Below are 16,142 nucleotides of genomic sequence, written 5' to 3'. Positions count from 1 at the left end.
ACTATGTATGCCAATAAATATCATGGCTTTAACTTAGTAGAGTTACTCACAGGTTTAACGATTTTTTTGCTGCTTTCAATAATAGCCAGCCCATCTCTGAATTCGTTTGTGCTATCAACACGTGCCGATAGCAGCATACGCACCATACAACAAACCTTAATACTCGCCCGTAATATCGCTATTTCTTATGGTACACGCGTCACTGTATGCCCGATTGAAAATAATAAGTGCACCACTAATTGGCAAGATGGCCTAAGTGTATTTACCGATACAGGGCAAAAAAATCAGATAGATGGCCAAGATACCATCATTCATGTTACAGGACACTTCAATGAAGAAGATATCGTCCTTTATAATCGACCTGCTATCCGCTTTCAAGCCGATGGGCTCGCCTCAGGCACCAATGGCACCTTCAAGTATTGCCCAGAAGAATTCGATAGCCCCTACTCTAAAGCATTAGTGGTTAATCAAGCTGGACGGGTGAGATTTTCAACCAAGAAAGTGATTAAATGCGACTAAACTAAATGATTGATAATTAATCACAAGTTAATTTTTAAGTCATGAAAACTAAATAATCAATAGGAAAAACTGTCTTCATTTGCGCTCTCCCTTATACTCAATAAGTATCGACTAGGAGATATCAATGAAACCACGTTGTCTTGTTGGCTTTAGTTTGGTTGAGTTAATTGTAACCTTAGTGGTTGCTATGTTACTTATCACTGTTGGCGTGCCTTCTATGAAATCACTCTATGAAGGCATACGAGTCCAAAATATCATAGATACCATAGAGTCTTCATTTGTACTTGCTCGTAATCAAGCGGTGAATTATGGTTCAAGAGTCTCTATATGCCCTTTGAAAGGGAATAATTGTAGCGGCAACTGGATTGATGGTTTTAGTGTATTTATTGATAATGGCGTTGCTGGCACAATAGATACAACCTCAGGTATCACTGACACAGTAATAACGGTTGTAAGTGGCTTCAATGATGATGATTTTATTAAATCAGATCTCAATATTTTCAGTTTTAATGCCGATGGTTTAGTCGCCGCTTCGGGGTTGATAAGATATTGTCCTGGAAGTAAAACAAATCCAGACTCTAAAGCTGCAGAGATTGGCTCTGCCGGAAAGGTAAAATTGATAGAAACGGGCATTAATTGTAATTAATACCTAGATATTCATACAGCGATTAGCTGTAGCCAGTTACTGATATTAAAAAGCCCTCAAAAGGGCTTGTTAAATTTGAGGCTGAACCAGCCTTTAACTACTTTTATCAATACTATTATGACAGTTCTTGCTAGCGGACTGTTTTCTTATCTAAAAGTATAGCCTCTGGTCGAGAAAAGTCTTGTGCCAGCGGAGTACACTCAAGCACGTCTTTTATATAAACATCCCCTGTGGCGGTTTGCATCTTACTCGCAATTAACTTGGCCATTTCTTGAACATATTGCTTTTCATACCAGCGATAAAAACCGATCTCATGACCCATGCTGGTTTTCAGGTAGCATTTATAATCCGTCCCCCCTTCCTCTGCATGGAGATTAAAAGCCAAAAGCAGTACGATTGTAATTATGCATGTCTTCATTACCAACACTCCGTGGGGCTCTTAACCCCGGCTGATGTTAAAGAAATTGTCGCACAAGCCGAATCGCGACTCGCTTGAACACCTATGGCTGTCGCGGTTACCGTGTAGTCACCCGCCACTACTGCCGTATCAACCTGATACAAACGGTTATCCACTATAAAAGGATCCGCTGGTAATCCAAGCTTAGTCATATCAGTCTCAAAGCCTCGGTTATCTAAATAGAATTGCTCCTGTAAGTTGGCAACCCGCATAATGCCAGCAACCGCGTCACCTCTCGCTCCTCTTGCAACATATTCTACATAGCTAGGATAAACGACGGTACTCAGTAGTCCCATAATAACCACAACCACCATTAGCTCGACCAAACTGAATCCAAAACTCTTATTCATTGGTTTATTCACTCACATGATAATAAATTTTATTGGTTTTTAAGCCGTCACCAACACAATTATTGATGCAATCATCTGGATCATCCTCTGGATTAGGATCTTTTTTCACCATATCATCACCCGCATCTCCAATACCTATCAAGTACATATATCCCTTGCCGCCAGGAGGAATAACAAGCTGAGGCGTGTCTGGCACCCTTTCCCCCATTTCAAGGTATGTTTGTGTGTATGAACGGGTGCCTTTATGAAGATCAAATCCATACAAGCGCCCTACACCAGCCACCAAACACTGATTAGAAGAAGAACTATCGCCTGGTACATAAGAAGTAAAGAACACTCGACCTCGGATAATGGCAGCAGCTGATAAACTTTTCTCACCAATACTGCCGAAAGTGTAATACCAGCCACGTTTAGCACCAAAAGCTAAATTTTGTGTCTCACCTACAGGGGAAGCGGAAGTCACATCATAGAGATCATCCTTAGTTAACACTGTAGGAACTTCATTCCCAGTCGAGCCATTAAATGGTTTAGAGACAACGTTTCTGTCTTGAAGAGTAAAAAACATATCTTGACGACCTTTATCTGACGGATGAGGCCTATTACCCGAGCCAATAACCACTGCATCATAAGGAATGTTTTGATGACTAATTACGGTACTGCTGTGCCCTTGGGCATCAGTAGTCGTTACTTGAGATATGTTAGTAAATACTGTTTTAGCTACGGAGGCCTCAGCAAAGAAACGTCTATCCGTTGTCACTGAATTCCCACCAAGGCTTGCAAATTTAAATGCCGTCCACGGGCGTTCAGAATCATTTGGATAAGCGCTCGGCATATCAATACGCCATACATTCGCGCCAGTATCAGTTAAATAAATTCTATCGGTTAATCTGTCATTATTACTATCGAGTAAAGCCACGCTATTGGGTACACTATCGACTATGCCAGAGAGTTTGGTGGCATTGCTTCCTGATGACGCACCAAAAGCATGTACCAAAGTACCAGTTTCAGCATCCAGTATAAACGCCCCTCGACTATTGGTATCATCGCTGCCCACAGCTGCGCCATCTTTAGTCGCAGGTGAGTAACCGGCACCAACAATCAATACGGGTTTGGCTGCTCCCGCGCTAGAGTTGCCCGCTGGCCATCCAGGAATAAAGCCTACCACTGGTTTCGACCATGTTTGTCCCAGCTCTGACATACCAGGGGAATTCGCGTCCACCTTCCACATAAAACTTGGATTGTCGGGATTGGTAATATCAATGGCATAATAAGACTTACCACCACGACGCATACCTACGAAAATCCAAGCTTTTTCTATACTGCCACTGGCACTACGCTTTACATAGGCAACAGGCGAACTGTCCATGCCGTATACAGAGTGCACCCCGCTTGGCACATTTGCCTTTAAGGGGCGCAAATTAGGCAGTAACTCATAAGGCATAAAAGCCCATGACTCAGTGACTGTGCTTCCTGCATCTTTAAACATATGCAAGAAGCCATGATTAGTGCCTAGAATAACCCTAATATCAGGGGTTGTTTCAGAACCAAAGTTTAACGCTAGAGGCTTGGAATGCAGTGGGTCCCCCATTATATCGCGGCGATTCTCAGTCCGGTTGTTATTGCCGTTATCATCATCAACATCTTTACCTATAGCCCAATCAAAATGGCTATCTAACGCTGTTTCATCTATACCAATAAAAGTAGCTAGGTTAGATGTTCCTCCTGCAAAGGTCGCTGCATTTTGCTTGGTTAAATTAACCATGCCTCCAGAAAGATTTGACAGCATTTTCCGATGACTTGATTGTCGTAGAGCTTCTGCGGTTCCACCAATAGTCACATCATTACCATCTCCGCCATCGCTTGCTGCTGCGCAAGTTGCACTGGGAGTCCAGAAGGAACACGCCAATGATTTAATATTGCCATCACTTCCAATCGCTTCAACCCCCTTACTATCAATTATCTTCCCACTGCTGGTGACTTTAAATTTCTTTAAATTACCAGACCAACGAGGGCCTTTATTGGGCAAAAACATAGCGTAATACACTGAATCGAATGTTTCTGTTCTGTCGAAGTTATTGCTCGCAATTGAAGGTGAAGTAAAACTGGCATTGACTTCAAGAATTTGAGTAAACACCTGTTGTAGCGCGGCTTGTAACTGAGCGGCACCTTTGGCTGCAAAATATTTACCACCGCCAAGCTCCGCTGTTTTAATTAATAATGGTGCGGCATCTGCTGCGCCATCACTAAAGCCAATAGTAAATGTACTCACATTTTGGTCACCGACTAAATTAGCGTTAACATCATTGTTGTTCATCCAATGGGCTAAATTAGGTAAATAACTGCTGAAATTAGGATTAGTGTTAACATAAGCGGTTTGATTTGCGTTAGGCAACCCCTTCACTAGTGTATTGGCATTTTGATCTAAGGTGGGCACACCATCTGTTATATACACCACATAAGCACGGTTTTGGCATTCTTTAAATGGAGTAATATACTTCCCTGACTGCTCTATGGATGTGTCCCTTGGTGGGGTGTTAGGTGTATAGTTATAGCCACTGGGCTTTTTATCTTTATTACCAAAAGTGAGCGTTTTTCCGCCGAAATATTGCTGTACTTCATATAAGGTCTCACACAGTGGGGTATTTGTTTCCGGATCCAAACCCGCAATAGTTCCCAACAAGGCCAGCTTGTTTGCTTCTGTCATACTTTTAATGCCAGACACTATACGTCCGCCATCGGCGTCACCTTCACTGAATGCATTAATATTAAACACGGTTAGACCAAAATCGACACTCGGGGTTGTCACTATGGTGTTTTTAATCACCTCCTTGGCAATATCTAAACGACTTTTAGGGACATTGGCTTGATCGCCATGATACCAACGCAGATAGTTGTCAGTATAAAGCGTTAATGCTTTGCCTGTGCCAAACCCAGTTTGCTTTGCTTTAATAATTGCAGCATCGATTTGTGCCTGAGTAGAACCTGCCGAAATGGGGGTGTAACGAATAGGGTTTTGCTTATTACCAGCACTGTCAATAGGAAAGCCTGTAGGTTGACCTGCTGCATTGTTCCACTTTTTTGCTTCGATATCATCGAAGCAATCAATGACGGTAATGTTGGCACCATTATTATCAGGCACTTCCTGCCAAGTACCATTCTGACCAGAGAAAGAATATTCCCTAAAAAAACCTGTGAACACGCCATAAGTATTTAAGTAATTCCAAGAAGTTTCACAACCATTAATTGCACTTAAAAAACGTCGGCTTTCAGAGGGACTATCAGGTACAGGCATGGCGGTATTGTCTATGCCTCCTTTAGTAAAATAGAGCATACGTTCTTGCAGAGCATTGCCACTGCCTACCGCAGGATAAGTGACATTAGGATCATAAAACGCCGTAGCATCAGACTCCACTGTTCGCATAGAACCTGAATTATCAAATATTATCATCACTTGAGGCTTAGCCCCTGAGCGGGATGTAGATTCAAAGACATACAACTCGGTATCATCAGCATGGCTGCTTGCAGCCCCGATAATGACGGCGAAAAAAATACTAAAGCAACAAATTCTTGTTAACATGGTAACCCCCTAAGGTAATACCTCTTGTTCAACACCTGCCACTATGGTCAGTTGACCTAGATCACCTCGACCGAATCGACTAACACTGGAAATTTCAATCCTTCTACAACGTATATCGACACTATTTGCTTTAGTCGTTCTTTGGCAATCAACATCTGCAGCCACCATAGGCGTTAATGTATTAGTTACGCCTAGCTCTGCATCAATTTCTGATGCTGGTGCCAACATGTTAACCATAAGTTCACTTCGTGATGCCACCACTCTGTCTTGAGAACCCTTGGCACTTATCATAGCCTCCATGCGCTCACTGCCCGCTCCAGCCATACGTAATGACTGAGTTGAATTAACCGCAAGCGCCACCCCAATAATCGTCATCAAAAGCAGTATGATTAACGAAAAAAAAAGCACTATGCCTTGCTGCTTGTAAAATGTCATTTGTCAACCTTATTTACTGCTTACCTATAGTTAACTCTGTTGCAAAAACAATACGTTAAGCATTAGTTTCTTATGATCACAGGGTTCTCTAACACTATGGTGGTTGATACCACCTTACGTCGATAATGATCATTAAAATCACTGAGGGTTTTATCAGCTAATTTGTAAGTTACATCATTAATATAACTATTATCTTCCTGGGTTGAGCGCACTAATAAGAATACTTTCAGTGACACTAATCGTTGAAATAACTGATTATCCCACATTAAATCTGTGACATTTTGCGCTGGCATGTAACTGTCTGCGGTGTCATCACCATCATTGTCAAAACCATAGAGAATTCGCATATTTTCTATGCCTTCGACTAGCTGCTCCTCATTATTCATACCATTACCGATAGAAAGATTTTTTCGTCTGAGAACCGGGATACTACCGTCATTGTTAATAAAATAAATATGATGTTGATATTCCCAAATTCGGCTATTAACAATGGCGGGAGCGGCTGCGCTACCATCAAAAAATGTCAGTTGATCTGACGTCACTGCGGCATAATAACGTGTTGCCGTGGTTGCCAAGGTTGAGGGACCAATCAAACGCTTTAATTGGATCACATCGGTATTGGCTTTAGCGGTAAAACAGGGGAAATTGCCCACGCCGACGCCTTGTTCAAACCCCCAAAGCACCCTAAAGTGAGCCGGCTGATTATTAGGGAAGCTGGCATTATTGATACCAGCACCCACACAATCATTTACCACAGGGGTTGCCGATATGCTGGTGTTTCCCGTAGTGAGACCTGTACCCGTTATATCCCCCATAAAACCCAGCTGACTTAAATCACGCTCCAATAGTGCCAAGGCGATTCGTCCATTCTCTTGCAACTGGCTAAATTGACTGGTGGTAGTCACATTGGTTGATGACATGTTAAACATGGTAAATAAGCCCAAGGTTAAAAATAGGCTGATCACCATAGACACCATTAACTCAACTAATGAGAATCCCTGTTGCTTAACTTGGATCACTTTATAAGCCTCATCTATATAATGACGGTATTAATGGCCAACGAACGGCGTCTATCATTAGCCGCACCACAGCCAGACACAAAAGTATCAGCATCATCAGCGGCACCATCAGAGGTTACCCGTACGCCTCTCCAGCTGATCACCACTAACACACTCACACCATCAACACGTATACAGGCCGTCACAGAATCTAGCCCGCCGATATTGACCCCTGATGCTGACTTTTCATTTACCCCTTCAAAAGAACGCACCCACTGGTAAAGATCCCAAGCTCGGGTTTCTGCCGTTGTACACAAATCGACAACACCTATAGCAACATCACAAGACTTAGCGCTGGACACTGAGCTTCCAGTATAAGTGCCAGCATAATTGCTTAACTCGCTGTTATTCAGCCGCATACGGCTAATAATAGTGTGTATATAATAAGTCGCTTGAGTTTGCTGAAATGATTCAAAACTACCTTGTTTAGCAACGATATGTAAATTGAAGATACCAATGAGTCCAATCAAGAGTATGACCAGAGACACTAAAACCTCAATCAGAGAAAACCCTTTTGCACTATTAAGCATAACGTCAACATCCCCCTACCAGTCAAATGTTTGACTTCCGCATATAAAATTTACCCTTCTAAATCTGATGCTTACAAAAACTAAAAAGGTCAATAATCAAGCATAGTGTAAATGTAGCTAACCAGCTAGTAACATTAGCGTCTATAAAAGTAGCTTAATATACTTTGTTATTTCGAGTTTATTATGGTCAAAAAAAAACATTCAACTAGGTTTTAGCTAGCTGAATGTTTCTATTGGTATTTATGCTGATTGAACCAGCTAAGCTTATTTAGCGCAGCTCAGCAGGTACAGCAAACACTGTATCTTCTTTACGGCCTTCAATCTCTGTCACTACACTTGGCGCAATTGCCGCGATAGCTTCTATGACCTGTTGTACTAAAATCTCTGGTGCCGATGCGCCTGCGGTTACTGCGACTCGGTTAACATTAGTAAACCACTCAAGCTCAACATCAGCGGCAGTGTCGACTAAATACGCCTGAGTACCGGTTTTTTCTGCCAGCTCACGTAACCGATTTGAGTTTGAGCTGTTTTGTGAGCCAACCACTATCAGTAAATCCACATCTTTTGCCATGCTTCTTACCGCGTCTTGACGGTTTTGAGTAGCGTAACAGATATCATCTTTTCGCGGCCCTTCTATTGAAGGGAACTTCTGCTGTAATGCAGCAATAATATCCATAGTGTCATCCACTGATAATGTAGTTTGCGTCACAAAGCACAAGTTATCCGGATTTTTCACCTCAAGCTTGGCGACATCTTCAGGAGACTCAATCAAGTAAACACCGCCATTAGGGTTATCATACTGCCCCATAGTGCCTTCCACTTCAGGGTGCCCTTCATGGCCAATCAAAATACACTCTATCGCCTTACGGCTCGCGCGGGTCACTTGTAAATGCACTTTGGTGACCAATGGGCAGGTTGCATCGAAGACTTTTAGGCCTCTGTCTTTGGCTTCTTTACGTACGGCTTGTGATACGCCGTGAGCGCTAAAAATCACTATGCTATTATCTGGCACTTGCTCTAGTTCATCGATAAACAATGCGCCGCGCTGCTTTAAATTGTCCACCACATATCGGTTATGCACCACTTCATGGCGCACATAGATAGGCGGTTCAAACAGCTCCAATGCACGCTCAACTATGCTGATGGCTCTATCCACGCCAGCGCAAAAGCCTCGAGGATTGGCCAATAAAATATTAAGCTCTGGGCTTGTGGGATCCATTTTCAACATAGTCGCTTAATCCTCTAATACCTTAACAACCTCAAGTTCAAAGGTTACCTTACGGCCCGCTAACGGGTGGTTCAAATCAACCGTGATTGAGTTACCTGCAGTGTCTCTGACAATGCCGGGAATTTCACTGCCGCCAGGGCCTGCAAAACTCACAATAACGCCGGCCTCTAATTCCATATCCGCAGGAAAACGGCTTCTGTCCATATGGTGGATAGCATCTGGATTTGATTCACCAAATGCATCTTTAGCTTCAAGGGTAAAGCTGTGCTTATCACCCGCTGACAGACTCTTTAACTGAGCTTCAAACGCAGGGCTTAGGCTACCGTCACCTATGTTAAGGCGGGCAGGTTTCCCTGATGCCTTGCTGCTATCGGCAGTAGAGCCATCTTCAAGGAGGATATTCATATGGCATACTAAGGATTTTTCTATCATTTGCTCTACTCTACTTCTTTATAAAATTTTAACTATTAATGCAATAGCGATGAAACAGGAGCCGTTATCGCTTCATTCTGCTAGTAAAAAAAGTGCCAAACGATTTCGCTTGGCATCTTTTTTCTAGCAATACACAGCAATCATTAACCGCTATTTCGAGCTATCTTGCTTCACCATGGGTTCTTGCTGGGGTTTAAACGAATCCCAAATAATGAGCGCTGCACCAATGAAAATAGCTGAATCGGCGATATTAAAAGCTGGATAATGATGAGTATTCCAATAAAAATGAATAAAATCTACCACATAGCCATGATATAACCTATCGACTAAATTCCCTAGAGCGCCGCCAATAACTAAGGTAAAAGCCAAATTAGTCCGCCACAACCGATGCGATTGCTTACGTAGCCACAGGGTTAGCAAGGTGCTAAAACCTAGGGCAATAATAGTGAAAAACCATCGTTGCCAACCACCTGCGTCGCTTAAAAAGCTAAACGCAGCGCCATAATTACGCACATAAGTAAAATTAAAGAATGGCAATAACTGCACAGACTCTTCCAATTTAAAATTGGCTAACACCCATATTTTAGACAGCTGATCGGCCACAAAGGCCAATCCTGCTACCCAATACCAACGCAAACCACTGTCTTTCCAGCTTGAGGGGATGGTGCTCATTGGGCTTTCGTTTTTAGGCGAATTCACGTTGCTCACCTTCACCTTCGATGTTGGTTACGCAGCGCTGACAAAGACTTGGATGAGCCTCAATCGTGCTCACTTCTTCTCTGTGATGCCAGCAGCGATCGCACTTTTGCGCTTCGCTCTTAGTGACCAGCAATTTAAGTGAAGCAAGTTCAGTGTCGATAGCATCTAAAGGTGCACCGGCAAGTTCGGCAACCGTTGCTTTAGAGGTCAATAGCACGAAACGTAATTCATCACCGACTCTAGCAAGGGCTGCGCTTAAGTTTGCATCGGCAAACAAGGTGACTTCAGCTTCTAATGCACCACCAATGCGCTTATCACGGCGGGCTTGCTCAAGCACTTTGTTAACTTCGTTACGTACTGTAAGCAGCTCTTGCCAGTAGGCATCACTTAAATCCGTGTCTAAGGTGACAGCTTCTAAGCCTTGATACCACTCTTGAGTGAACACGTATTTATCACGTTTACCTGGCAATAGTTGCCACACTTCATCGGCAGTGAAGCTTAGGATTGGCGTCATCCAGCGCACCATAGCTTCAGCTATGTGGAATAATGCCGACTGACAACTACGACGGGCATGACCTTCTTGTTTAGCGGTATATTGTCTGTCTTTGATGATATCAAGATAGAAACTACCCAGCTCAACTGAACAGAACTGCATCAGTTTTTGCGTCACGTTATGGAAGTTATATTGATCATAAGATTCAATAATTTCTTGTTGCAGTGTCGCGGCGCGGCGTACAACCCAGCGATCTAGCGCTACCATATCTTCACTGGCAACCATATCAGTTTCTGGATTGAAACCGTTTAGGTTCGCCAATAGGAAACGTGCTGTGTTGCGAATACGGCGATAAGCATCGGCACTGCGGTTAAGAATTTCATCAGAAACCGTCATTTCACCGCTGTAATCTGTGGCAGCAACCCATAGGCGCAATATATCAGCACCGAGTTTATTGGTCACATGTAAAGGCGCAATCACGTTGCCGACAGATTTTGACATCTTGCGGCCTTTACCATCAACGGTAAAGCCATGCGTCAGCACTTGCTTGTAAGGCGCTTTGCCATTCATGGCGGTCGAAATCATCAAAGATGACATAAACCAGCCTCTGTGCTGATCGCTACCCTCAAGATACAAATCAACTTCATGACCATGGAACTCTGGGCGTGAAGCAACCACAGTTGAGAAGCTTGACCCTGAGTCATACCACACATCTAAGGTGTCAGTTACTTTACGGTAAAGCGGCGCTTCATCGCCTAATAGCTCAGCGTCATCAAGATCCCACCAAGCTTGAATGCCCTGCTGTTCGATGCGGTGCGCAACGCGCTCCATCAACGCCACGCTATCTGGGTGCAGCTCTTCGGTTTCGCGGTTTACGAATAACGTAATAGGCACGCCCCAAGTACGCTGACGTGAAATACACCAGTCTGGACGGTTCTCAACCATTTTTTCGATACGGCTCTGGCCCCAATCAGGGATCCACTTAGTCTTCTCGATTTCGCTTAAGGCTTGGCTGCGCAATCCTTTGTTATCCATAGAGATGAACCACTGCGGCGTAGCGCGGAAGATAATCGGTGACTTGTGACGCCAGCAATGTGGATAGCTGTGACGATAAGCCACGTGATTAAGCAGCGCGCCTTTTTCTTCCAGTAGCGTCACGATATTCGCATTAGCTTTAAATACGTGTTGGCCAGCAAAGACTTCAGTGTCGGCTTTATAAACGCCGTTATCACCCACAGGGTTTGCCACTTCTAGGCCATATTTTTGGCCCACGACGAAATCGTCTTGACCGTGACCAGGTGCTGTATGGACGATACCCGTACCCGCATCTGTAGTAACATGGTCTGCAACAATCGCTGGTACATCAAAGGCGTAGAAGGGGTGGTTAAAGCGCATTAACTCAAGCTCAGCGCCTTTAGTCTCGCCTAAAATAGTATGTGATTCAGCACCAAAGCGCTCAAGGCATGACTCAACTAACACTTGAGCTAAGATTAACGTCTTAGTCACGCCATCTTTAGTGAATTCCACTAGGCTGTAATCTAAATCAGCACTTAAGGCTAGCGCGCGGTTAGCAGGCATAGTCCAAGGTGTCGTAGTCCAAATAACCATGGACACTGCACTTGCATAATTAGCCACACCAAATTTGGCGGCAACAGCAGTGCTGTCTACTGCGCTAAATGCGACATCAATAGCCGGTGAGGTTTTGTCTTCGTATTCAACTTCAGCTTCAGCAAGGGCTGAACCACAATCGGTACACCAGTGCACAGGCTTAACACCTTTGTGCAAATGGCCTGACTCAATCACCTTAGCCAGCGAACGCACAATATTAGCTTCGGTTGAAAAATCCATCGTCAGGTAAGGATTGTTCCAATCCCCTAAAACCCCTAAACGGATAAAATCGTCACGCTGGCCATCCACTTGAATTGCCGCATATTTACGACATTCTTCACGAAATTCTGCCGCAGAGATTTTAATCCCAGGCTTACCGACTTTTTGCTCTACTTTGAGCTCAATTGGCAGACCGTGGCAATCCCAACCTGGGATATAAGGTGCGTCAAAACCTGACATGGTTTTAGACTTAATAATGATGTCTTTAAGAATTTTGTTAACTGAGTGACCAATATGAATACTGCCATTCGCATAAGGAGGGCCATCGTGCAAAATGAAAGGCTTGCGGCCAAGGCGGCTGTCACGGATCTGTTGATACAGTCCATCTTGCGTCCAGCGAGTTAACATTTCTGGCTCGCGATTTGCCAAATTACCACGCATCGGAAACTCAGTTTCCGGCAAATTCAAAGTAAATTTATAGTCGCTCATTGATCCCATACCGTTATTTGAGCTAAGTATTCTTAGCTAGCATCATTGCCAAACAAAGCTCGCGCTTGGTTTGCATCATTCAAAATTTGTTGTTTTAGTGCATCCAGAGATTCAAATGGCTGCTCTTCACGTATTTTGGCCACTAACTCAACCTCAACATGCTTGCCATATAAATCACCTTCAAAATCAAACAAATGCACTTCTAGTTGGCAGGTTTGCCCTTGTACTGTCGGCCTAAAGCCCACATTAGCAACCCCTTCATAAATATCGCTATTTTGCCAATAAATACGTACGGCAAACACCCCCCGTACCGGTACTACCTTACGTTTCATGGCGATATTCGCCGTTGGAAAGCCGATAGTACGACCGATCTTTTTACCGTGAGCCACGCGGCCACTTAACATAAACGGGTGGCCTAATAAACGCCGTGCTTGCTCAAGATTGCCAGCAGCAAGTTGTTCTCTTACTGCTGTTGAACTCACTCTGTGAGAACCTAACATAAAACTTTGGGTACTCACCACAGTAAAACCGTGTTTTTTACCCGCTTCAAGCAGCATATCGAAATTACCCAGACGACCTTTACCGAAACAAAAGTCATCGCCAACCACTAAATACTTAACTCCAAGCTTTTTAACCAATAAATCTTCAATAAAAACTTCAGCGGCTTGGCAGGCAAATGCATGGGTAAAATTCACACACAATAGCCGGTCAACTTCTAACTCATCCAATAAACGAACCTTATCCCTAAGCAAGCTCAAACGCGCTGGGGCGTTTGCGCCTAAGAAACGTTCTCTAGGCTGCGGCTCAAACGTCATCAGCGTCGCAGGTAATTGAAAATGATGAGCTTTGCTTACCAAGTTATTGATCACTTGAGCATGGCCACGGTGCACACCATCGAAATTACCTATGGTAAGCACACAGCCATGGTGTGAGGGTAAAATATTGTGTATACCGCGGATCAATTCCATTATGTCTGGTTACTGCTTGCCGTAAATCGGCAGATTATATACCCAAATGGGCCTAAGATGCGAGGCTGACACATCAGCTGGCCTTTTTCAATTTCCATGGTTTCACTCCAAGTAGCAGCAAGACCATAAAATAACTTAGGGCGCCGCCAGCAATTACCATGCTTAACCCCATTAATCGCTCGCCAGTATGCCAATCAAGCCACTGCTGCTCTGCGGGGCCAAAATAGAAAATACACAGAGCCATCGCTAGGGTTGCTGCCGTTACCTTGCCAATAAACATCAATGTTTCAGAGCTTATTCTATAAATATTTTGTAAATGCAGCCCACGGTACAAAAGGCCCGCATTGAGCAGGGCTGATAAAGAGGTCGCTATCGCTAGCCCTACGTAACCAAAAGGCACTGCAAACATCAGGTTAAGCACCATATTACTGACCATAGCAATAATGCCATATCGTACTGGAGTTTTAGTATCGTGCCGAGAGTAATACCCTGGGGCTAATACTTTTATTAACATGAAGTTAAGCAAACCACTGCCATAAGCTATCAAGCTGTAAGATGCCATAGTCGCGTCTTCAAAGCTAAAAGCGCCGCGCATAAATAGCACCATTAACATAGGCTTAGCTAAAACAACTAAGCCAAACATCGCCGGCATACCTAACAAGAATATGGCTTTCACTCCCCAATCCATGGTGCGCTTAAAGCCCTCACCTTCGGCATTGACAAAGTTACGGGACAGCGCAGGCAAAATCACTGTAGCAATGGCAATACCAAAAAGCCCTAAGGGAAATTCTAATAATCTGTCGGAGTAATATAGCCAGCTAATGGAGCCTGTCATCAAGAAACTGGCAATAAAAGTATCGAACAATAAATTAATTTGCGATACCGAGACCCCAAAGAGTGCCGGGATCATCAAGGTACGAATTTTAACGACTCCAGGGTGGTTCCAGCCCCAGCTGGGTTTAACTAGCGCTTTCTCCCCCATTAAAAAAGGAATTTGAAACAAGAATTGGATTAAACCACCAAAGAAAATCCCCCAAGAAAGACCGATTTCAGGCTGCTCCATTTGCGGTGCCAGGTATAAGGCAAAGCCTATTACTGAGATATTTAAAAATACCGGCGTAAAGGCTGAAACCGCAAAGCGGCCTCGAGTATTTAGAATCGAACCGGCAAGAGCTGTAAAAGTAATAAACCACAGGTAAGGGAAGGTAATCTTAAGCATTAAAGAAGCTAATTCGAACTTTTCAGCGTTCGGCCCATCATTTAACCAGTCAAGAAACCAACCGCCGCCAAATAGTGCGGCTAAAATAGGCGAGCCAATTACACCAAATAAAGTCACTAGGGTCACCAGCAAACCTAAGGTGCCTGCCACCTTGCTTAACAGCTCACGGGTTTCTTCGGGGGTTTTCTTTTCTTGGTATTCTGTCAATACTGGCACGAAAGCTTGAGCAAAGGCACCTTCAGCAAATAAGCGTCTTAAAAAATTGGGGATTTTATTGGCGAAAAAGAACACGTCAGCACTGCTACCCGCGCCCATTAGGTTAGCAATAACTATGTCTCGCACCAGACCTAAAACACGAGAAATCAATGTCATAGCACTAACTATGATCCCAGACTTAATTAACTTTTTACTCAAACATCCCCCTGACGCAAATCATGCCTTAGCACACAATAATGCAGATATATCTTAAAAATATGATTCAAAGTCTGTCACACAGCCTTAAGAGCTGTTAGAATTGCGCCACATCTTACACGAGTTGGGTTGAAGATAAGCACGCTAGATTAAGATATTTATCTTTATGATGATATTGCAATCAAAGTCATTGACAAAGTGACAAATAGCAGGCATATTCCTCGGCCTTTAAAAGTCTCAAATCCAGTTTTTAGGAGTTGCACCTTGGCTAATAGCAAGTCTGCAAAGAAGCGCGCGCTTCAATCTGAAAAGCGTCGTCAGCATAACGCTAGCCGTCGCTCAATGTTACGTACGTACGTGAAAAAAGTCATCGCTGCTATCAAAAGTGGTGACCATAAAGCGGCTACAGAAGCGTTCGCTGCTGCACAACCAATTGTTGACCGTATGGCGACTAAAGGTCTTATTCACAAGAATAAGGCTGCACGTCAAAAGTCACGCTTAAACGCTAAGATCAAAGCACTAGTTGCTTAATTCTTAATGTTTAACTTTAAAAAAACCGGCATTGCCGGTTTTTTTTTGCCTAAAATTTGGTAAAAGTAATTAGAAGTTAAATTAATGGCTTCTAGGAATGAGTAAAGCTCTGAAGAGTACTTGATAGGATGTTAGCCTGTAGAAGACAATTTAATCATTATGCAGGACTGAATTAGATAAATACGCTATTGCAGGTAAAAGGAATGCAATGGCGAGACCATTAGATGCCTAGCTGATCTGAACTTGTGGAATGACTAAAAATAAGGACAATGC

The 16,142-nt window shown here is 43.5% G+C and carries 15 protein-coding genes; 3 read left to right on the top strand and 12 right to left on the bottom strand.

Going from position 1 to position 16,142, the window contains the following annotated elements; genetic code table 11:
- The first annotated feature begins 3 nt into the window (after positions 1-3).
- Positions 4-519, top strand: coding sequence for a GspH/FimT family pseudopilin (locus tag H5073_RS07760; protein WP_182678600.1), 516 nt, complete (start codon positions 4-6; stop codon positions 517-519).
- A 124-nt stretch (positions 520-643) separates the two neighbouring features.
- Positions 644-1,165 (top strand): GspH/FimT family pseudopilin, encoded by a 522-nt coding sequence (locus tag H5073_RS07755; protein WP_182678598.1) that lies wholly within the window; start codon positions 644-646, stop codon positions 1,163-1,165.
- A gap of 130 nt (positions 1,166-1,295) precedes the next feature.
- Here the strand turns inward: H5073_RS07755 and H5073_RS07750 are convergent, their stop codons facing one another.
- The 12 genes from H5073_RS07750 to murJ all read right to left on the bottom strand — a co-directional run bounded on the left by H5073_RS07750 (position 1,296) and on the right by murJ (position 15,341).
- Positions 1,296-1,583: a TapY2 family type IVa secretion system protein gene (locus tag H5073_RS07750; protein ID WP_182678596.1), complete on the bottom strand. Its 288-nt coding sequence runs from the start codon at positions 1,581-1,583 to the stop codon at positions 1,296-1,298.
- Positions 1,583-1,972 carry a type IV pilin protein gene (locus H5073_RS07745; RefSeq protein WP_182678594.1) on the bottom strand — a complete coding sequence of 130 codons (390 nt, stop codon included), beginning with the start codon at positions 1,970-1,972 and terminating at the stop codon, positions 1,583-1,585. The genes H5073_RS07750 and H5073_RS07745 overlap by 1 nt, the downstream gene beginning before the upstream one ends.
- A gap of 4 nt (positions 1,973-1,976) precedes the next feature.
- Complete coding sequence (locus H5073_RS07740) at positions 1,977-5,549, bottom strand: pilus assembly protein (protein ID WP_182678592.1); 3,573 nt, start codon at positions 5,547-5,549, stop codon at positions 1,977-1,979.
- A 9-nt stretch (positions 5,550-5,558) separates the two neighbouring features.
- On the bottom strand, positions 5,559-5,984 hold the full coding sequence (locus H5073_RS07735) for a PilX N-terminal domain-containing pilus assembly protein (RefSeq protein WP_182678590.1): 426 nt from the start codon (positions 5,982-5,984) through the stop codon (positions 5,559-5,561).
- 62 nt (positions 5,985-6,046) lie between these two features.
- Entirely contained in the window at positions 6,047-7,003 is a 957-nt protein-coding gene (locus tag H5073_RS07730; RefSeq protein WP_404948385.1) for a PilW family protein, read from the bottom strand.
- Between the two features lie 14 nt (positions 7,004-7,017).
- Entirely contained in the window at positions 7,018-7,572 is a 555-nt protein-coding gene (gene pilV / locus H5073_RS07725; RefSeq protein ID WP_182678588.1) for a type IV pilus modification protein PilV, read from the bottom strand.
- A 268-nt stretch (positions 7,573-7,840) separates the two neighbouring features.
- Complete coding sequence (ispH, locus tag H5073_RS07720) at positions 7,841-8,800, bottom strand: 4-hydroxy-3-methylbut-2-enyl diphosphate reductase (RefSeq protein WP_182678586.1); 960 nt, start codon at positions 8,798-8,800, stop codon at positions 7,841-7,843.
- Positions 8,801-8,806: 6 nt separating this feature from the next.
- A complete protein-coding gene (gene fkpB, locus H5073_RS07715; protein WP_182678584.1) occupies positions 8,807-9,232 on the bottom strand; it encodes an FKBP-type peptidyl-prolyl cis-trans isomerase in 426 nt (141 codons plus the stop codon).
- A gap of 150 nt (positions 9,233-9,382) precedes the next feature.
- A complete protein-coding gene (lspA, locus tag H5073_RS07710) occupies positions 9,383-9,895 on the bottom strand; it encodes a signal peptidase II (protein ID WP_182678707.1) in 513 nt (170 codons plus the stop codon).
- Positions 9,896-9,917: 22 nt separating this feature from the next.
- Complete coding sequence (gene ileS, locus H5073_RS07705) at positions 9,918-12,740, bottom strand: isoleucine--tRNA ligase (RefSeq protein ID WP_182678581.1); 2,823 nt, start codon at positions 12,738-12,740, stop codon at positions 9,918-9,920.
- Between the two features lie 32 nt (positions 12,741-12,772).
- Complete coding sequence (ribF, locus tag H5073_RS07700) at positions 12,773-13,708, bottom strand: bifunctional riboflavin kinase/FAD synthetase (RefSeq protein WP_182678579.1); 936 nt, start codon at positions 13,706-13,708, stop codon at positions 12,773-12,775.
- Between the two features lie 73 nt (positions 13,709-13,781).
- Positions 13,782-15,341 (bottom strand): murein biosynthesis integral membrane protein MurJ, encoded by a 1,560-nt coding sequence (gene murJ / locus H5073_RS07695; RefSeq protein ID WP_182678577.1) that lies wholly within the window; start codon positions 15,339-15,341, stop codon positions 13,782-13,784.
- A gap of 261 nt (positions 15,342-15,602) precedes the next feature.
- Between murJ and rpsT the strand changes: the two genes are divergently transcribed.
- The gene (gene rpsT, locus H5073_RS07690) at positions 15,603-15,869 is read left to right on the top strand and encodes a 30S ribosomal protein S20 (RefSeq protein WP_182678575.1); all 267 of its coding nucleotides are present in this window, start codon (positions 15,603-15,605) and stop codon (positions 15,867-15,869) included.
- The last annotated feature ends 273 nt before the right edge of the window (positions 15,870-16,142 follow it).

The organism is Shewanella sp. SR44-3 (genome assembly GCF_014163735.1).
GTDB lineage: Bacteria > Pseudomonadota > Gammaproteobacteria > Enterobacterales > Shewanellaceae > Shewanella.
The sequence above is the reverse complement of the archived record's forward strand: the minus strand, read 5'-3'. Positions and strand labels throughout refer to the sequence as shown.

Coding starts and splice junctions, on each gene's coding strand:
- H5073_RS07750 (WP_182678596.1), bottom strand. CDS start 1,583: ATGAAGACATGCATAATTACAATCGTACTGCTTTTGGCTTTTAATCTC.
- H5073_RS07760 (WP_182678600.1), top strand. CDS start 4: ATGTATGCCAATAAATATCATGGCTTTAACTTAGTAGAGTTACTCACA.
- fkpB (WP_182678584.1), bottom strand. CDS start 9,232: ATGATAGAAAAATCCTTAGTATGCCATATGAATATCCTCCTTGAAGAT.
- H5073_RS07735 (WP_182678590.1), bottom strand. CDS start 5,984: ATGACATTTTACAAGCAGCAAGGCATAGTGCTTTTTTTTTCGTTAATC.
- ileS (WP_182678581.1), bottom strand. CDS start 12,740: ATGAGCGACTATAAATTTACTTTGAATTTGCCGGAAACTGAGTTTCCG.
- H5073_RS07755 (WP_182678598.1), top strand. CDS start 644: ATGAAACCACGTTGTCTTGTTGGCTTTAGTTTGGTTGAGTTAATTGTA.
- ribF (WP_182678579.1), bottom strand. CDS start 13,708: ATGGAATTGATCCGCGGTATACACAATATTTTACCCTCACACCATGGC.
- pilV (WP_182678588.1), bottom strand. CDS start 7,572: ATGCTTAATAGTGCAAAAGGGTTTTCTCTGATTGAGGTTTTAGTGTCT.
- ispH (WP_182678586.1), bottom strand. CDS start 8,800: ATGTTGAAAATGGATCCCACAAGCCCAGAGCTTAATATTTTATTGGCC.
- H5073_RS07745 (WP_182678594.1), bottom strand. CDS start 1,972: ATGAATAAGAGTTTTGGATTCAGTTTGGTCGAGCTAATGGTGGTTGTG.
- H5073_RS07740 (WP_182678592.1), bottom strand. CDS start 5,549: ATGTTAACAAGAATTTGTTGCTTTAGTATTTTTTTCGCCGTCATTATC.